Here is a 15,988-nt window from a genome sequence, read left to right on the forward strand (position 1 = left end):
CCCTTCCGTCGTTCATCGTTTCTGTGACGGCCGAACACAGCGCGGGCGCACGGCACGGCATCCGTCCACTCCCTTTCACCTGTCCGCTCGGGCGTGGTCCCCGCGTGCCAGGATGGGCGTGCAGGGTCGACCTGTAGAGAGTGGGGACCACAATGACTGTGCCCGAGCGCCCTCAGACGGGGACATCGGAATCGAAGCTCATTCGCATCGCGCTCTGGGTCGCGATCGGAGCGCTGATCGTGGCCGCGCTGGTGTGCGTGGTGTGGGTGCTCGTCGGTTCCGACAACGACATCGTGGGGCGGGCATTCCTCACGGTCGTCCTCCTGGCCGCCTTCGCGGGCATCGCGCTGCTGGATGCTCGCCTCGCACCGAAGCGCCCTCCGTGGTTCGCCCTCGCGAGCATGGTGTCGTGGGTGCTGGCCCTGCTGATCGGCGCGGTCCTCATTTGGCTGCCCTCGCCGGACATGTACTACTACGACGGCGGCTACGGCCGGTTCGTGTCGTTCCTGCTCATCGTCCTGATCCTCCAGCTGGCGCTCCTGCACAGCCGGCTGCTCGTGAAGGCGCATCTGCGCCACGTCACAGGATTCACGCGTGCCGTCACGATCATCACGATCGCCATCGTGCTGATCCTCGCGTTCCTGCTCGTGCTCCCGCTCATGACGTGGGAGTTCGTCACCTACAGCGATCCGTACTGGCGCGCGGTCGTGGCCCTCGCGATCCTCGCCGCCGTCGGCACCGCGCTGATCCCGCTCATCAACGCCCTCTTCGCGCCCCGGCCGGCACGGTCGGTCGCGCAGCCTCCTGGCCTCCAGCCGTGGCCGACGTATGTCGACGGCGTGACTCCGCTGCCGGTCATGCCGGACGGCTCACCGGATTGGAACGCGTACTACACCGGCTATCCGTCGACGATCTCGCAGGCGATCATGCCGACCGCCCCGCTCGCTCCGGTATCGCATCCGGGTGCGCCCCCGGTCGACGACTCCGAGTGGCGTGCTCCGTCACCGGCACAGACGTCCGCGCCGACGGAGCACCCGACCCCGCAGACCGGGCCCGGATACGACGGCTATCCGCCCCCTCCGCCGCTGCCGCCGCGCGGCTGACGCATCGCGGTCGTCAGTCTCCGAGCAGCTCGAGCGCGGCCATCGCCGCGTTCTGGCCTCCCAGCGCCGAGACCGCCCCACCGCGCCGCGCCCCCGATCCGCACACCAGCACTCGGGGGTGCTCGGTCGAGACTCCCCAGCGTGCGGCTGGCGTCGCGAGCGCCTCGCCGTCGGCCGCCCACGGCCACGACAGCGGCCCATGGAAGATGTCACCGCCGATCATCCCCAGCGACGACTGGAGGTCGATGGTGGTCTTCGCCTCGATGCACGGGGTCCCGTCGGGGGCCGCGTAGACGCAGTCGGCGATCGGCTCCGCGAGCACCGAGTCGAGCGATGCCTGCGCGGCGCGCAGCAGCTCGGCTCGCGCCGCGTCAGGGTCGCGCTGCGCGATCAGTCGGTGCGGCACCTGCAGTCCGAAAAGCGTGAGCGTCTGCGCGCCGGAGGCACGCAGCTCAGGCCCGAGGATCGACGGGTCGGTGAGGGAGTGGCAGTAGATCTCGGCTGGAAGAGGATCCGGGATGCTGCCGCCCGTCGCCGCGGCGAAGGCCCGGTCCAGCTGTGACAGCGACTCGTTCACGTGGAACGTTCCCCCGAACGCCGCGTGCGGTGGCACCTCGGCATCGCGCAGCCGGGGAAGCCGGTGCAGGAGCATGTTCACCTTGACCTGGGCACCCTCGGGCTCAGCGGTCCCTGGCGCTTCGGGAGCGCTCGCCGCGGCGCCAGCGCGCTCCGCGCTCGCCGGGGCGCCCGCGCGCTCCGCGCTCACCGCGGCTTCGGAGGCACCACCCGCGACCAGCAGCCGCGCGAGGACGGCCGGACCGACCGCGCTCAGCACGAGGCGGCCGGCGACGGAGGTGGCTCCGTCGATCGTCACGTCGCCGTCCGGGCTGATCGCGGTGACGTCCGAGCCGGTGCGGACGTCGGCCCCGGCATCTCGAGCCGCTCGTTCCAGCTCTGCTGTCACGTGACCCATGCCGCCCACGGGGACGTCCCAGTCTCCTGTGCCGCCGCCGATCACGTGGTACAGGAAGCACCGGTTCTGGCGGAGCGTCTCATCGTCGGAGTGCGAGAAGGTGCCGATGAGTCCGTCGGTGAGTGCGATGCCGCGTGCGAGATCGCTGCGCAGCGAGGAGCTCAGCAGCTCACCGAGGGGCCGGTCGACAACTCCCGACCACAGCGAGTCGTCGCCCAGGAGAGGGCGCAGCTCGTGAGCGCGGGGGAGGGGGCCGGTCATCGTGGGGAAGATCGAACGCGCGAGCGGGGCGAGCCGGTCGTAGAAGGCGCCGAAGCGCGATGCCTCGGCCGCATCACCCGTCGCGCGAAGGAAGGAGGAGGCCGTGGCAGCGGCATCCGCTCTGTCGATCAGAATTCCGCGACGCGGGTCGTCAGGATCAGGCGTGTACGACGAGAACCGGCGCCGGCGAAGCGAGATGCGCAGGCCGAGCTCGTCGATGATTCGCTGGGGGAGCAGGCTCACCAGGTACGAGTACCGCGAGAGGCGGGCGTCGACACCCGCCCAGGGCCGTTCCGACACGGCTGCTCCTCCGGCGTGAGCCAGCCGCTCGAGCACGACGACGCTCTTGCCTGCCCGGGCGAGATAGGCGGCCGCGGCGAGGCCGTTGTGCCCGCCGCCGACGATGACGACGTCGTGGATCGCAGAGCCCATCCGCCCACGGTAGCCCTCGTGTGCGACAGGGCTGTGGCAGGCGCCGCCCCGGTAGCGTGGGACCATGCCGCTTGCACAGGACCTGGGACTGCTCGCCCGCGAGATCGCACGAGAGGCGGGAGAGCTCGCACGCCGTCGCCGTTCGGAGGGCGTCTCGGTGGCCGCGACGAAGTCCGCCCTCGCCGACATCGTGACCGAGGCCGACCGCGAGGTGGAGTCCTTCATCCGGGGGCGTCTTGCCGCTGAGCGGCCCGATGACGGCTTCCTCGGCGAGGAGTCGGGTGCAGGCCGAGGCACCAGCGACATTACCTGGGTGGTGGATCCGATCGACGGCACGGTCAACTACGCGTACGGCATCCCGGCGTATGCCGTCAGCATCGCGGCGGTGGCCGGCGAGCTGGACCCGCAGCGATGGGAGGCCCTCGCCGGGGCCGTCTACAACCCGGTCACCGACGAGCTCTTCCATGCCACCCGCGGCGGTGGGGCGTGGCTCGGCGAGACGCGTCTGACGGTCAACGCCGAGCCGTCGCCGGCGGGTGCCCTCGTGGCGACCGGTTTCGGCTACCGCCCCGAGACGCACGCAGGGGATCTCGCCCGGCTCTCGCGCGTCATGCCGATCGCGCGCGACATCCGCCGCATCGGCGCGGCATCCCTCGACCTGGCGTTTGTCGCGGCGGGGCGACTGGATGCGTACTTCGAGCGCGGACTCGCTCCTTGGGACCATGCGGCCGGCGGCCTGCTGGTCGTCGAAGCGGGAGGAATGGTCGGGGGACTCCCGGCCGACGAGCACGGCCGCGTGCTCATCGTCGCCGCCGCCCCGGCCCTCTTCGAGAAGGTTCTCGCCCTTGCCACGGATTGAGGGGATGCTTCGCCACGTGTCAACACGGATCGGAGCGTGACGATATATCGCTGGGAAGGCGCGCCCCACATGGCATTCTCAGTCTCTGCCCGATAGTGTTTACCTGATCGTTACCATCGCCGCCCGAACGGCGAGGTGATTAGAGCCCGCTGCCCCTCCGTTGTTCGATCGAGCGACTCCGACCGAGAGCCCTGCGTTTTGCCGTTTGACGCCCCCATGGCTGAGCCTGCGCGTACGCGCAGAACCAGCCGATCCTCCGCTGTGCCCGCCGCCGACGCGCGCGAGACTGCGCTGAGCCGACGCGATGCCCGCGTGCAGCGCGCGGTCACTGGTGCTCAGCAGACGATCTCGTCGCCCGGCACGCAGGCAGACGCCGCGGCCGTCGGGGCGGACGCCGACGCCGCATCGCTGCCGGACGTCGTGGTCGCGCAGGTCGCCGTCATCGCTGCGACGGTTGTGTCGCCTGATGCCGCCGCCGCACCCGCTGATTCGGTGGAGCCGACAGCTTCAGCAGTGGTTGCGGAAGCCCCAGCCGCGCCGACGACCCGTGCGGGCCGCCGCGCTCGCACGGCGTCCACGCAGATCATCGGACAGGCGCCGGACGCGAGCTCGGCAGCCATCCCTGTTCCCTCGGCCCCCGCCGGCCCCGGCGCCGAGACTGGCTCGGCCGAGTCTGGGCCGGTCGATCCGATCGTTCCCGCTGCTGCCCTCGCTTGGGCGGCCGCTGCCGCCGCAGCCGTCGCGCAGCCGCAGATCGTTCCGGTCGAGCCCGTCCTCGCGCCGGCCGAGCCCTTCGAGCTTCTGGAGCCCGTCGAGGCCGACGAACCGCAGCCTGCCGCCGCAACGGATGCCGAGCACGCGGCGAACGATGCCGACGAGCCCGAGCCGCCGGCATCCGATGTCGACGAATTCGAGTTGGCAGCCCGCCTCTTCGCCTTCACCGGCGAGACGCCCGTGCAATCCGCCGCTCCTGCCGATCCCGAATCGCAGGCTGCGTCCGACGAGACCGCCGAGGCGGCTGCCGACGAGCCCACGCCAGCGGCTTCGCACGTCGCCCTCACGCGACGCGGGGTGCGGAATATCGGCCGCCAGATGAGCGCCGCCTCGTTCTCGGTCGGGGTGATGGGCATCGTGGGACTTCTCGCCGTCGGCATGACGACGCCCGCGGCCGCTGTCGCTGCCGCGAACGGGACCGACCCGACATCGCTCCTCGCGTCGGATGTCGAGTCCCACTCGCACGCAGAAGACATCCAGGCATGGGTGGCTCCCGGCGGCCTGCAGAGCGCAGCCCTCGAGCGCGACGAGAACTACTCGAGCGTCTCGATGGGCGAGCTCGCCTCCGAAGAGGGCATCACCAACTACTCGAACTTCTTCATCAACGACCAGAACGCCGCCATCCAGTGGCCGTTCGCGGTCGGCGTGCCGATCACGTTCGGATACGGAATGCGGTCGGGCCGCATGCACGAGGGTGCCGACTTCGTGCCCGGAGAAGGTGCCGAGATCCAGGCGATCGCCGACGGCACCGTCCGAATCGCGACGAGCAGTGGAGGCGCCTTCGGCGTGACGGTGGTCATCGACCACATCATCGACGGGCAGCTCGTCTCGAGCCGTTACGCGCACATGCTCTATGGCTCGCTCAAGGTGTCGGTGGGTCAGCACGTGACGGTCGGCACCGTCCTCGGCAACACCGGCAACACCGGGCGCTCATATGGCGCCCACACCCACTTCGAGATTCTGCAGGGCGGAACGACGGCGATCGACCCGATCAYGTGGCTCCGCTCGTACGCAGGCCGCTACAGCCTCGATCACTGGTGATCCCGAGGGGCTCTGACACGGCCTCGATTCAGCGGGATGCCTCCGCTCTGGTATTCTCTTCTAGTTGCCCGTTCGCGGGTTCAACGCCCCGATAGCTCAGTGGTAGAGCACTTCCATGGTAAGGAAGGGGTCGTCAGTTCAATCCTGACTCGGGGCTCGCAGCATCCACATCTGGACCACGGATGCCGTGCGGCAGGGTAGCTCAGTTGGTGAGAGCGCACGACTCATAATCGTGAGGTCGCGGGTTCAAGCCCCGCTCCTGCTACGAAGGAAGGCCGCCCGCTTTTGGGCGGCCTTCCTTCGTATCGGGAGGGTTGTCTCGAGCCCGCTTCGGGCGGTCCCGCTCCGCCGGAGGCTCCGCGCGACGCGCAGCGGCGTGTGGAGGGGCGGAGTGGCCAAGCCCCGCTCCTGCTATGAAGAAGGCGCCCCCGCTTGCCGGGGCGCTTTCTTCGTATCGGGAGGGTTGTCTTGAGCATGCTTCGGGCAGTCATACGGTTGACCAACTCCGAGAAACGATGACGAATGAGCCCTAACGAGGACGTCGGAGGCCGACATCCTCGACGAGTGACCTCACGACTATTGGCCGTCCGCTCGTACGGGCGAGGAGGATGCACCGCGCCCTCGGGATTTCGACCGACGCGGCGGCCGGCTGAGCTGATCATCCGTTCTGGAAGTCGATCAGCACCGTCTTGTCGGACCCACCAGAGACGCTCTCCTCGCGGATCGGCCCGACTCCTTTCGCGTACCACTTGTACTCGAGAACGTCCGGTTCGATCGGGGACGCGTTGCGAGTCATCAGCAGGTCATCGAAGCTTCCGAACGGCACATCGGCCATCTCGTCGATGCTGAGCACGCGTGCATTGTCCTCAGCGTGACCGGCGAGGTACTCCTCGCGGTATGACTGTCCCGGCTGCGGCTCGGCGAGCACCACGATTCCCGGCTGTCCGCCGCCGATGCCGGCCTGCCATGAGCCTTCCGTCGACGCCTCACCGTCGGCGCCGTACTCGGTGGTCGCCTCCCCGAAGTACCAGATGTTGCCCTGGTGGTCCTGCGCGTACCAGTCGAGCGTGTCCTCGGCCACCTCGCCGGCGTCGGTGAGCACGTCGTGCACTTCGCGAGTGGTCACTCCGTCGATCACTTTGGTCTTTTCGGTCACCGTGACCACCACGGTGCCGTTCTTTCCGTCGTCATCGGTTTCTCGATAGGTCCAGACATCACCGGGCGCCATGGGGAAAAAGGGGTTGTCGATGGTGGTGCTGAACTGTGCCGGATCGATGGTGACTGTGGCCGACCCCTGCGGGAGCGCATTCGTCGGCGCGGTGGAATTCTCCCCGGATGCTTCGCCGCCGCCCCCGCTGCATCCTGCGACGACCAACCCCATCGTCAGCACGGTCGCGCTCAGTGCGCCCGCCCGCCCGAGTCTCCCTACGCTCGTCGCTCGTTTCATGGGCAAAACAGTAACTCCAGGTGGGCACAGGCGCGTGCTGCTGCTGCGGAATCGGCGCGAGGGCGGCTACTTCGCTGGACGGGCGCCCCCGCGGGGACCGGTTGGGTCACCGCGGGGGCATGAGGGAGAAGTCAGCTGCGGCTGCTGCGCTCCGTGCCCTCCAGCTCGATCTCTTCCTTGCGGACCTCGCCAGTGACGGTTTCGGTGTCAGCGACGGTCTCCTTGTCGAGACGGACGCGCTCGACCGGTACGGTCTCCTTCGCCACGACGGGGCGCTCTTCGGTCAGGACAACCTCGTGCTCCTCCTCACTGATCTCAGGACCGCTCATCGCGTTGCCGATGTTCGCGTCAGTGATCGGCTCACGCTCGAGGCGCACTTCTTCACGGCTGACCGGGACGGTGACCGTCTCGTTCTCGGTCACCACATACTTGCGCAGGCGAGCCCGTCCGGTTTCGCGCTTCTCCGTACCGACGCGCAGACGCTCCTCGGAGCGGGTCATCGCGTCGTCAGTCGTGGGGCCGGATGTGTCGTGGCCGACGGTGGTATCGGTATTGACCTCGCGGTCATAGCCGGTGGTGCCGGTGGTCGCGTTCCCGTAGCCGGTCGAGCCGTTGCCGTAGTAGGCGAACAGCTCGTCTTCCTGGGCGTGCTCGAGGGCGCCGTCGGCGTCGATCCGCGGTGCGTCCTTGACGAACTCCTTGCTGTACGGCACCCGGAGCTCTTCGCCGGTCTGGTCCGCCTGATCGATGGGGACGAAGCTCTCCGACATGCCGAAGAATCCGGTGCGGACCGACACCCACGAGGGGGCGCCCGTGTCGGTGTCGACGTAGACCTGGCCGACCGTGCCGATCTTGTCACCGTCCGAGTCGACGACGTTGGAGCCGATGATGCTGCCGAGATTGTTTGCGTGGATCATTTCTTCCTCCAGGTGAGTTGGCGAGGGTCCGTTGGGGTTTGGTGTGGCGGGTCAGCGGGTGGTGCTGACGGTCTTGTTGTCGCGGTCGCGATTGACCACCGTGCGGACGCCGAGCATGCCTCCCAGCGCCGCGATCACCGCGCCGAGGAGCAGGCCGACGAATCCCCACCAGGAGCCTGCCTGAGCGGTATCGGCCGCGTCCTCAGCGGTCTGCTGTGCGTCCTCGAGTGCCTGGTCCGCCTGGTCCTGCGCCTGCTGCTCGTCGACGTTGCCCTGCACATCTTCGGCGACCTGGCTGATGTCGGTACCCGACAGAGCCTGTGTCGCCGAACTGACGACGCCGCCGACGGCACCGAGCAGGCTGGCGCTGAGCCACACCGTGAGTGCTAGAGCGACGACCAGAGACGTAGCCCAGGTGAGAAATCCGTGCAGAAGCCCGCTGCGGACGGCGAGGGCGCCKGCGACGAAGCCTGCCGCGGCAAGGGCGAGCGCGAGGGCGATGACGCTCCAGATGCCGGCGCCGACCCCCGAGCCGCCGAGGCCGATCCCCGCAGTGACCAGCGAGAGCAGCACCGTTACGGCCAGAAAAGTGACYACACCGGCGAAGATCGAGCCCCATGACACGTTCGCAGGCCGCCCGAGGCGTTCCGTGCCGATGAGTGCCTCCTTCGCCGCATCGTCATCGGTGGCGACGGAGCGCGCTGCCGCGCCGTCGGGTCTGTTCACACGATTCGTTGTCATTTCTGCCTCCTGGGTGACGACCGTTGGGTGAGGTCCGCTTACACCGTAAGCCGGACTAGCGTGAGAGTAATCGGCATCGAACTGCCCTGCCGTGGGACTTGTGTGCAGGCGGGAGAGTGAGGTATGGAGAAGCCCGTAGGTAAGACGACGGCGGGACCGACGACACGCCGCCTCCATCGGGAGCTGATCGTCGAAACCGCCCTCGCTCAGATCGACCGTTCTGGGACGCAAGGCTTGTCGATGAGGACGCTGGCACAGGAGCTTGGCGTCGAGGCGATGTCTCTGTACCGGTACGTTCACGGCAAAGAGGATCTGCTCGAGGGCGTGGTCGCACTGCTGATGGGGAATCTGACATCCAGCCTCGATGACGAATTGACTGAGCACTGGCAAGGCTTCCTGCAGACCGTCGCACACGAGGTCCGCCGCATCGCAATCGACCACCCCCGGGCGTTCCCGCTGGTCGCCACACGGCACCCGGCAGCGCCCTGGCTTCGACCCCCGCTTCGCAGCGTCGACGTCGTCAACACCTTCCTCACCACGCTCATCGGCCACGGATTCACGGATGCGCAAGCTGTCGGCGCGTATCGAGCGTTCAGCAGCTTTCTGCTCGGACAACTGCTCCTGGAGTCCGCGGTCCGCGGGGCCGAGACTGGCCCCGTGGAGGAACCGCTGGATGAGGGTGGCGCGGCCATCCCRGAAGGTGACKGCCTGATCTCCCTGGACAGCGCACCCGAGGTTCGTCGCCTCCGCACGTTTCTGAGTGAGGACCGCAGCGACGAGGAGTTCGAAGTCTCGCTGGAGGTCCTGCTCGACCGATTGGATCGCGACATCTCCCAGTGACGCGGCGACGTACAAGGAAGGTCTCACCATCAATCTCCGCCGAGAGCTGGGCGATGACCACCTGGGCGCGAGTTACGACTGCCGGATCAGGCAGCATGAGCCATGCCGTGAATTGGTGGAGGGGATCCGCGACGTTGACGGCCGGGTTGAGCAGCCATTGAAGGCGGAGTCCATCCAGGACCGCCATGAGGAGAGTTCTACGCGTTTCGCGATCGACCACCTTCCTCGTGAACCGGAACAATCCGGATACCTCGCCGCTCCGAACAACCCGGTGACGCGGGCTCTCGACTGCGCGGATGCGGAGGTTCGGTCGATGGACAAGAAGAACGGTCATGCGTGGTTCTGGTTCTTGAGCGCGCTCGCCGGAGTGGTGAGCGCGGCGGTGTTCCTGGCGGTCGCCGAGCTGGTCGCGTTGGTCGTCGCGCCGCAGGCCAGCCCGATCCTGGCGATCGGGTCCTTCGTCATCGATATCGTCCCGCAGCCATTCAAAGAGTTCGCCATCGCCACATTCGGCGAATACGACAAGATCGCCCTGCTGGCCGGCCTCGGCCTGGCGGTGCTGATCGCCTCTGCCATCGCCGGGATCGCGCAATACATCAAGCCTCCTCTCGGGGTCGTCGCGTTGGTCATCGCCGGGGCCATCTCGATCGCTGCCATCGTCACGCGTGCCGGCGCGACCCCACTCGCGTCGCTCCCTCCTATCGCGGGGACGATCGCCGGGAGCGTGCTCCTCACCTACTTGGTCTCCCGCCTTCGCCGCTGGTCGACAGCCCCGACAACGGCCGCGGAGGAGGCCGGGGTGGACCGACGCATGTTCCTCCGCGTGACCGCGATTGCCGCAGCATCCGCTCTCATCGTCGGTATCGGTGCGCGCGCGCTCAACGCCACGACGTCGTCKATAGCCGCGGTGCGAAAGGCACTGAAGCTGCCGGCGCCCCGATCGACGGTCGTGGTTCCCGATGGCGCCGAGTTCGACATCCCGGGACTCTCTCCGCTCTTCACGCCGAACAGCGATTTCTATCGCGTCGATACCGCCCTCACCGTGCCCTCGGTCGACCCCGGGACCTGGCGTCTGGTGATCGACGGCATGGTCGATGAGAGGGTGGAGCTGAGCTACGAGGACCTCATCGGGATGGGGCTCGATGAGTACTCGATCACCCTCACCTGCGTCTCGAACGTCGTAGGGGGCGACCTGATCGGCAACGCGAAGTGGCTGGGTGTCCCGGTGCGGGACGTGCTGCGGCTCGCCGGAGTTCAGCCCGGGGCCGACATGGTCCTCTCCCGAAGCGTCGACGGGTTCACGGCCAGCACACCCCTTGCCTCGCTCACCGATGACGGGGTCGATGCGATCCTCGCGGTGGGGATGAACGGCGAGCCGCTGCCATTGGAACACGGGTTTCCGGTACGCATGGTGGTCCCCGGCCTCTACGGCTATGTCTCAGCGACGAAGTGGCTGACGGAGCTCAAGGTGACCACGTTCGCCGCCGACGAGGCGTACTGGACCCCGCGGGGCTACAGCGCCGAGGCACCGATCAAGTTCTCCTCCCGCCTCGATACCCCTCGCACGCTGACGCCCCTGGCCGCGGGACGCACGCCGGTCGCCGGCGTCGCGTGGGACCAGACCGTGGGCATCGAGCGGGTCGAGGTGAAGATCGACGACACAGAATGGCAGCAGGCGACGCTGTCGGCGCCCGTCAACGACGACACGTGGGTCCAGTGGTTCGTGGACTGGGACGCCACTCCCGGCAGCCACAACATCACCGTGCGTGCCGTGAACAAGAACGGTGAGCTGCAGGCCGAGCAGCAAGCGCCGATTGCGCCGAACGGCTCAACCGGCTGGCACCGCATGCTCGTTCAGGTGAGCTGAGAGTTCCTCATCGGCCGCCCCCGGCATCCGGCATCCATGCGCGCCGCCACCCGGGTTGGAGCGCGCTATGCCCAGCCGAGCTCCTGGAGTCGGGAGTCCTCCAGCCCGAAGTAGTGACCGATCTCGTGCACGAGCGTTATGCGAACTCGCGTACGCAGCGAGTCGAGGTCAGCGCTGTGCTCCTGCATGGTGTTCTTGTACAACGTGATCCGGTCGGGAAGTTCTCCGAAGCCGTAAACGCCGCGTCTTGTCAGGGGATGTCCTCGGTACAGCCCGAAGAGCCGCGGCCGCTGCCCCGCAGGCTGGTTCTCGATGACGATCCCGACGTTCTCGAGCCCGCTGACCATGTCGTCGGGAAGCGCGTCGAACACCTCGGACACCATGCGTTCGAAGTCGTCGTCGGAGATCTCGACCATGGTCCAATCTTCCCGCTCGTGGCCGGGTTGCGTTCGATGTATGCCATTTCGCCGGTGTACAGCTCGACATCGGTGCCGCAGATCCCTACCGCTCGACCTCGACCAGCAGCTGTCCCGGCGCTGCAACCGGGTCCGGCACTTCGACCACCTCGGCCCGGCGACGTGCGGTGCGATGAGGCTCGCATCAGGCCCTCGCGGTGGCGGCGGCAGCGTCGATGGACGTCATGGTTCCCGAAGTTATCGTCGGAAGTGCCCTCGGTGGCATGATTCAGAACATTGACCTAGGGTTCAACATTTTGTAGATGAGGTTCGCAGGTGAATCAACTCCGCAGTGCCGAGTGGTACCAGGGCAGTGACCGCAATGCGTATATCCACCGGGCATGGATGCGCCGCGGCAATCCTGAAGACTCGCTCGACGGCAGCAAGCCGCAGATCGCGATCGCGAACACCGCCTCTGACCTCACCCCGTGCAACATGCACCTCAACGAGGTCGCCGAGAGCGTGAAGCACGGCGTCTGGGAGGCGGGCGGAGTTCCCTACAACCTCCCGGTCGTCTCCCTCGGCGAGACGCAGGTCAAGCCGACCGCGATGCTGTGGCGCAACATGGCCGCGATGGCCATGGAGGAGATGTTCCGCGCAAACCCGATCGACGGGCTCGTGCTGCTCGGCGGCTGTGACAAGACGATCCCCGCACTGCTGATGGCAGCGGCATCCGTCGACATCCCGGCGATCGTCGTTCCCGGCGGCCCGATGCTCACAGGACACTTCCGCGGTCAGGCGCTCGGCTGCGGCACCGACGTCTGGCGGCTGAGCGAAGAGGCACGTGCTGGCACGATCTCGGGCGCGCAGTTCATCGCGTCGGAGCAGTCGATGATCCGCGGCAAGGGGCACTGCAACACAATGGGCACCGCGTCGACGATGGCGGTCGTCGCCGAGGCACTCGGCATGACGATCCCCGGCTTCGCCGGCACACCGGCCGCAGACGCCCGGCTGCTCTCGCTCTCGCACGACAGCGGCCGGCTCATCGTCGACTTGGTTGCGGCAGACCGGAAGCCCAGCGACATCATGACGAAGGAAGCCTTCCTCAACGCGATCGTCGCGGTCGCCGCCGTCGGCGGATCGACGAACTCCGTCGTGCACCTCCTCGCCATCGCGGGACGGCTCGGCCTCGACCTCACTCTGGGCGACTTCGACGCAGCCGGCGCCGGCGTGCCGGTCATGGCCAACCTGCAGCCGAGCGGCGAGTTCCTGATGGACGACCTGTACCGGGCAGGGGGAGTGCTCGCGCTGCTGACCCAGGTCAAGGACCTGCTGCACCCGGAGCCGATCACCGTCACCGGCAAACCGCTCGTCGACTATCTGACGCCCGACCGGCAGGTGTACGACGAGTCGGTGATCTTCCCGCGTGACGCTCCCCTGATGGCGGATGCCGGAATCGCGGTGCTGCGCGGCAACCTCGCTCCGCGCGGCGCCATCATCAAGCCCTCTGCAGCCACAGCCGAGCTGCTGCAGCACGTCGGACCCGCGGTGGTGTTCGATTCGATCGAAGACATGCGTGCCCGCATCGACGATCCCGACCTGGACGTGACCGCCGACTCCGTGCTCGTGCTGCGGGGGTGCGGGCCGCGCGGGTATCCGGGCATGCCGGAGGTCGGGAACATGCCGCTGCCTCGCAAGCTCCTCGAGGCGGGCGTTCGTGACATGGTGCGCATCAGCGACGCGCGCATGAGCGGCACCGCGTACGGCACCGTCATCCTGCATGTCGCGCCGGAGGCCGCCGCCGGCGGACCGCTCGCCTTCATCCGGACCGGCGACATCGTGACCGTCGACGTCGAGAACCGCATCCTGAGTTTCGACGTGACGGAAGACGAACTGCAGTCCCGCAGCCAGGCCCCCGCGAGCGAGGCTGCGTATGCAGCGCCGACACGCGGCTGGGCGAAGCTCTACGTCGACCACGTCACGCAGGCCGACACCRGCGCCGACCTCGACTTCCTCGTCGGATCCAGCGGAGCCGGAATCAGCCGTGAGTCCCACTGACATCGCATCGGAAGCGGAGGTGAAGGACATGGGGTACTTCGATCTGGCCGGCCGGCGAGCTCTCGTCACAGGCGCCAACCGCGGTCTCGGTCGTGCGATCGCATCCGCTTTGGCCGATGCCGGCGCCGACGTCGTTCTGGGCGTGCGCAATCCTGAGAGCGCGGAAGAACCAGTGGAGGCGATTCGCGCCGAAGGCGGTTCAGCCTCATCGATCGCCCTTGATGTCACGCGGCTCGACGAGGCTCGCGCTGCGATCGATTCGGCATCCCGAGATGGCGCATTCGACATCCTCGTGAACAACGCCGGGGGTGGAATCGTCGGGCCGGCGATCGACGTCACCGAGGCGGACTTCGATGCGGTCTGGTCGCTCAACCTGCGTTCGGCGCTGTTCCTCTCGCAACATGTCGCGCGCTCCATGCCGTCCGGGAGTGCGATCGTGAATGTCGCCTCGCAGGCAGGCATCGTCGCGCTGCCGGGAGAATCCTCGTACTGCATCGCGAAGGCGGCGATGCTGCACATGACTCGCTGTCATGCGATCGAGTGGGGTGAGCGAGGCATCCGCGTCAATGCGGTCGCCCCCACGTTCATCGAGACGGACGGCACCGCCGAGGCGCTGTCGGATCCAGCTTTCCGCGCCGACGTCATCGACCGGATCGCCGCGCTGCATCGGGTGGGTGTCCCCAGTGAGGTGGCGGGAGCCGTGCTGTTCCTCTGCTCTCGGGCGGCTTCGCTCATCACCGGCCAGACGCTTGTCGTCGACGGCGGATGGACCATTCGCTGAAGACCCACAATGCGGCAGCGTGCGGGCAGATCCGCCGGCATCCCCTCCCGAAAGCGGGACATTCTGTGAGTCGAGGGTGGAGGGAGGCGACCGGCTGAAACTCCAGTCACCTCCCCGGCATCGCGTTACCGAGCGACCGCCAGCTGCGGGTAGACGACTTCGAGCGGTGCCGAGAGCCCGGCCTTGGCCTGCACKGAGGTCTGGTCGGCGAGGACCTCGTGCTCGCCGGCTTCGGTCGCGTCGAACACCTTGGCGACGAGCACGGCGGGGTCGAGCTTCGCACTGGTGGCGTGGGCGGCCATGGGGGTGTCGACGTAGCCGACGTGCACCCCGACGACCTGGACGCAGTCAGAAACTATTCCACTGAGAGGGGACTCCCGGCCCCGACCTCATCTCCTCGTACGGCTTGTGAGTACGCTCAAGTATGAGTACAGTCAACAACGTGAGTGGAATTCCCGACTCACCCGACACCAAGGAAGCCGTCGAGCATGAATGCGAAGAACAGCGAATCCGTCATGACCTCGTATCCGAAAGCTCCGACGAAGACGATCAGCGCCGGCGGCACCTCGTACGCCTACCGGGAACTCGGCCCGAAGGGCGGCATCCCGGTCGTCTTCTTCGTGCACTTGGCCGCGACGCTGGACAACTGGGACCCACGGATCGTGGACTCGATCGCGGAGACCCGTCACGTGATCACGTTCGACAACACCGGCGTCGGCTCCTCATCCGGCGTCGTACCGCTCACGATCGAGGAAGCAGCCGACGACGCGTACACCTTCATCACGGCACTCGGCTTGGACCAGATCGACGTCTTCTCGTTCTCGATGGGCGGCATGATCGCGCAAGACCTCGTGGTCAAGCATCCCGAACTGATCCGCAAACTCGTGCTGACCGGAACCGGCCCCCGGGGCGGCAAGGACATCGACAAGGTCGTGGCTGTGACGTACGGCGACATCTTCCGCTCCCTCATCACCCGGTCCGACCCGAAGGAGTTCCTGTTCTTCAACCGGGACGAAGCGGGCAAGAAGGCCGGCAAGGCTTTCGTGGAGCGGCTCAAGGAGCGCGCGACGGACCGTGACCAGCCGATCAGGACGAAGGCTTTCCGCACGCAGTTGAAAGCCATCCAGCGCTTCGGCCGCTCGAAGCCGTCAGACCTGTCGGCCATCACCCAGCCGACCCTCATCGCGAACGGCGACCACGACCGCATGGTGCCCTCCGTGCTCTCCCGCGACCTCCACACGCGCATCGCAGGCAGCGAGCTGATCATCTACCCCAACTCCGGACACGGCGGCATCTTCCAGTACTGGGAGAAGTTCGCACCTGTCGCCGCCGCCTTCCTTGCTGAGTGAACCGCCACTCCACGCGCAGCAAACCAGCAATTCATCACGAAGGAGACATCATCAACGCGTCGTCACCACCCCTGAAAGCGTCCAAGCATTTCAGTTCGTCGATCCTGCTGTGGATGCGCACTGACCAGCCGCGCGAGACCGGCATGGACT

Annotated in this window: 14 protein-coding genes and 2 tRNA genes; 10 read left to right on the forward strand and 6 right to left on the reverse strand. The window is 67.4% G+C overall.

Annotated elements, in window-relative coordinates:
• Positions 1 to 152: 152 nt before the first annotated feature.
• Positions 153 to 1,103, forward strand: a complete 951-nt coding sequence (locus AC1DP3_RS08010) for a hypothetical protein (protein ID WP_477292627.1) — start codon at positions 153 to 155, stop codon at positions 1,101 to 1,103.
• Between the two features lie 13 nt (positions 1,104 to 1,116).
• Here the strand turns inward: AC1DP3_RS08010 and AC1DP3_RS08015 are convergent, their stop codons facing one another.
• Positions 1,117 to 2,769: a phytoene desaturase family protein gene (locus AC1DP3_RS08015; protein WP_477292628.1), complete on the reverse strand. Its 1,653-nt coding sequence runs from the start codon at positions 2,767 to 2,769 to the stop codon at positions 1,117 to 1,119.
• Between the two features lie 64 nt (positions 2,770 to 2,833).
• Here AC1DP3_RS08015 and AC1DP3_RS08020 point away from each other — a divergent pair, with 64 nt between their 5' ends.
• The 4 genes from AC1DP3_RS08020 (at position 2,834) to AC1DP3_RS08035 (ending at position 5,708) form a co-directional block, all read left to right on the forward strand.
• Positions 2,834 to 3,628, forward strand: a complete 795-nt coding sequence (locus AC1DP3_RS08020; RefSeq protein ID WP_477292629.1) for an inositol monophosphatase family protein — start codon at positions 2,834 to 2,836, stop codon at positions 3,626 to 3,628.
• Between the two features lie 261 nt (positions 3,629 to 3,889).
• Positions 3,890 to 5,443, forward strand: coding sequence for a M23 family metallopeptidase (locus AC1DP3_RS08025; RefSeq protein WP_477292630.1), 1,554 nt, complete (start codon positions 3,890 to 3,892; stop codon positions 5,441 to 5,443).
• An 85-nt stretch (positions 5,444 to 5,528) separates the two neighbouring features.
• Positions 5,529 to 5,600: transfer RNA gene (locus AC1DP3_RS08030), tRNA-Thr, on the forward strand.
• A 34-nt stretch (positions 5,601 to 5,634) separates the two neighbouring features.
• Positions 5,635 to 5,708 (forward strand) — tRNA-Met (locus AC1DP3_RS08035).
• 393 nt (positions 5,709 to 6,101) lie between these two features.
• Here the strand turns inward: AC1DP3_RS08035 and AC1DP3_RS08040 are convergent.
• The 3 genes from AC1DP3_RS08040 to AC1DP3_RS08050 all read right to left on the reverse strand — a co-directional run bounded on the left by AC1DP3_RS08040 (position 6,102) and on the right by AC1DP3_RS08050 (position 8,548).
• A complete protein-coding gene (locus AC1DP3_RS08040) occupies positions 6,102 to 6,890 on the reverse strand; it encodes a hypothetical protein (protein ID WP_477292631.1) in 789 nt (262 codons plus the stop codon).
• A gap of 131 nt (positions 6,891 to 7,021) precedes the next feature.
• Positions 7,022 to 7,807 (reverse strand): DUF2382 domain-containing protein, encoded by a 786-nt coding sequence (locus tag AC1DP3_RS08045; RefSeq protein ID WP_477292632.1) that lies wholly within the window; start codon positions 7,805 to 7,807, stop codon positions 7,022 to 7,024.
• Positions 7,808 to 7,858: 51 nt separating this feature from the next.
• Complete coding sequence (locus tag AC1DP3_RS08050) at positions 7,859 to 8,548, reverse strand: hypothetical protein (protein WP_477292633.1); 690 nt, start codon at positions 8,546 to 8,548, stop codon at positions 7,859 to 7,861.
• A 123-nt stretch (positions 8,549 to 8,671) separates the two neighbouring features.
• Between AC1DP3_RS08050 and AC1DP3_RS08055 the strand changes: the two genes are divergently transcribed.
• Both AC1DP3_RS08055 and AC1DP3_RS08060 read left to right on the forward strand, forming a co-directional pair.
• On the forward strand, positions 8,672 to 9,388 hold the full coding sequence (locus AC1DP3_RS08055) for a TetR/AcrR family transcriptional regulator C-terminal domain-containing protein (protein WP_477292634.1): 717 nt from the start codon (positions 8,672 to 8,674) through the stop codon (positions 9,386 to 9,388).
• 313 nt (positions 9,389 to 9,701) lie between these two features.
• Positions 9,702 to 11,255, forward strand: coding sequence for a molybdopterin-dependent oxidoreductase (locus tag AC1DP3_RS08060; RefSeq protein ID WP_477292635.1), 1,554 nt, complete (start codon positions 9,702 to 9,704; stop codon positions 11,253 to 11,255).
• Between the two features lie 65 nt (positions 11,256 to 11,320).
• Here AC1DP3_RS08060 and AC1DP3_RS08065 read toward each other — a convergent pair whose 3' ends face one another.
• Positions 11,321 to 11,671, reverse strand: coding sequence for a metallopeptidase family protein (locus tag AC1DP3_RS08065; protein WP_477292636.1), 351 nt, complete (start codon positions 11,669 to 11,671; stop codon positions 11,321 to 11,323).
• A gap of 315 nt (positions 11,672 to 11,986) precedes the next feature.
• Here AC1DP3_RS08065 and AC1DP3_RS08070 point away from each other — a divergent pair, with 315 nt between their 5' ends.
• Entirely contained in the window at positions 11,987 to 13,708 is a 1,722-nt protein-coding gene (locus AC1DP3_RS08070) for an IlvD/Edd family dehydratase (RefSeq protein WP_477292637.1), read from the forward strand.
• Positions 13,695 to 14,489: an SDR family NAD(P)-dependent oxidoreductase gene (locus tag AC1DP3_RS08075; protein WP_477292638.1), complete on the forward strand. Its 795-nt coding sequence runs from the start codon at positions 13,695 to 13,697 to the stop codon at positions 14,487 to 14,489. Before AC1DP3_RS08070 ends, AC1DP3_RS08075 begins: the two co-directional genes overlap by 14 nt.
• A gap of 125 nt (positions 14,490 to 14,614) precedes the next feature.
• Here AC1DP3_RS08075 and AC1DP3_RS08080 read toward each other — a convergent pair whose 3' ends face one another.
• Positions 14,615 to 14,818, reverse strand: coding sequence for a hypothetical protein (locus AC1DP3_RS08080; RefSeq protein ID WP_477292639.1), 204 nt, complete (start codon positions 14,816 to 14,818; stop codon positions 14,615 to 14,617).
• Positions 14,819 to 14,977: 159 nt separating this feature from the next.
• On the opposite strand from AC1DP3_RS08080, the gene AC1DP3_RS08085 reads away from it, so the two are divergent.
• Positions 14,978 to 15,838 carry an alpha/beta fold hydrolase gene (locus AC1DP3_RS08085; RefSeq protein WP_477292640.1) on the forward strand — a complete coding sequence of 287 codons (861 nt, stop codon included), beginning with the start codon at positions 14,978 to 14,980 and terminating at the stop codon, positions 15,836 to 15,838.
• The last annotated feature ends 150 nt before the right edge of the window (positions 15,839 to 15,988 follow it).

The organism is Microbacterium sp. P5_B6 (assembly GCF_056400345.1).

Excerpts from the sequence above, each read along its gene's own strand:
- AC1DP3_RS08015 (WP_477292628.1), bottom strand. The coding sequence starts at position 2,769 with ATGGGCTCTGCGATCCACGACGTCGTCATCGTCGGCGGCGGGCACAAC.
- AC1DP3_RS08065 (WP_477292636.1), bottom strand. The coding sequence starts at position 11,671 with ATGGTCGAGATCTCCGACGACGACTTCGAACGCATGGTGTCCGAGGTG.
- AC1DP3_RS08045 (WP_477292632.1), bottom strand. The coding sequence starts at position 7,807 with ATGATCCACGCAAACAATCTCGGCAGCATCATCGGCTCCAACGTCGTC.
- AC1DP3_RS08040 (WP_477292631.1), bottom strand. The coding sequence starts at position 6,890 with ATGAAACGAGCGACGAGCGTAGGGAGACTCGGGCGGGCGGGCGCACTG.
- AC1DP3_RS08010 (WP_477292627.1), top strand. The coding sequence starts at position 153 with ATGACTGTGCCCGAGCGCCCTCAGACGGGGACATCGGAATCGAAGCTC.
- AC1DP3_RS08085 (WP_477292640.1), top strand. The coding sequence starts at position 14,978 with ATGAATGCGAAGAACAGCGAATCCGTCATGACCTCGTATCCGAAAGCT.
- AC1DP3_RS08020 (WP_477292629.1), top strand. The coding sequence starts at position 2,834 with ATGCCGCTTGCACAGGACCTGGGACTGCTCGCCCGCGAGATCGCACGA.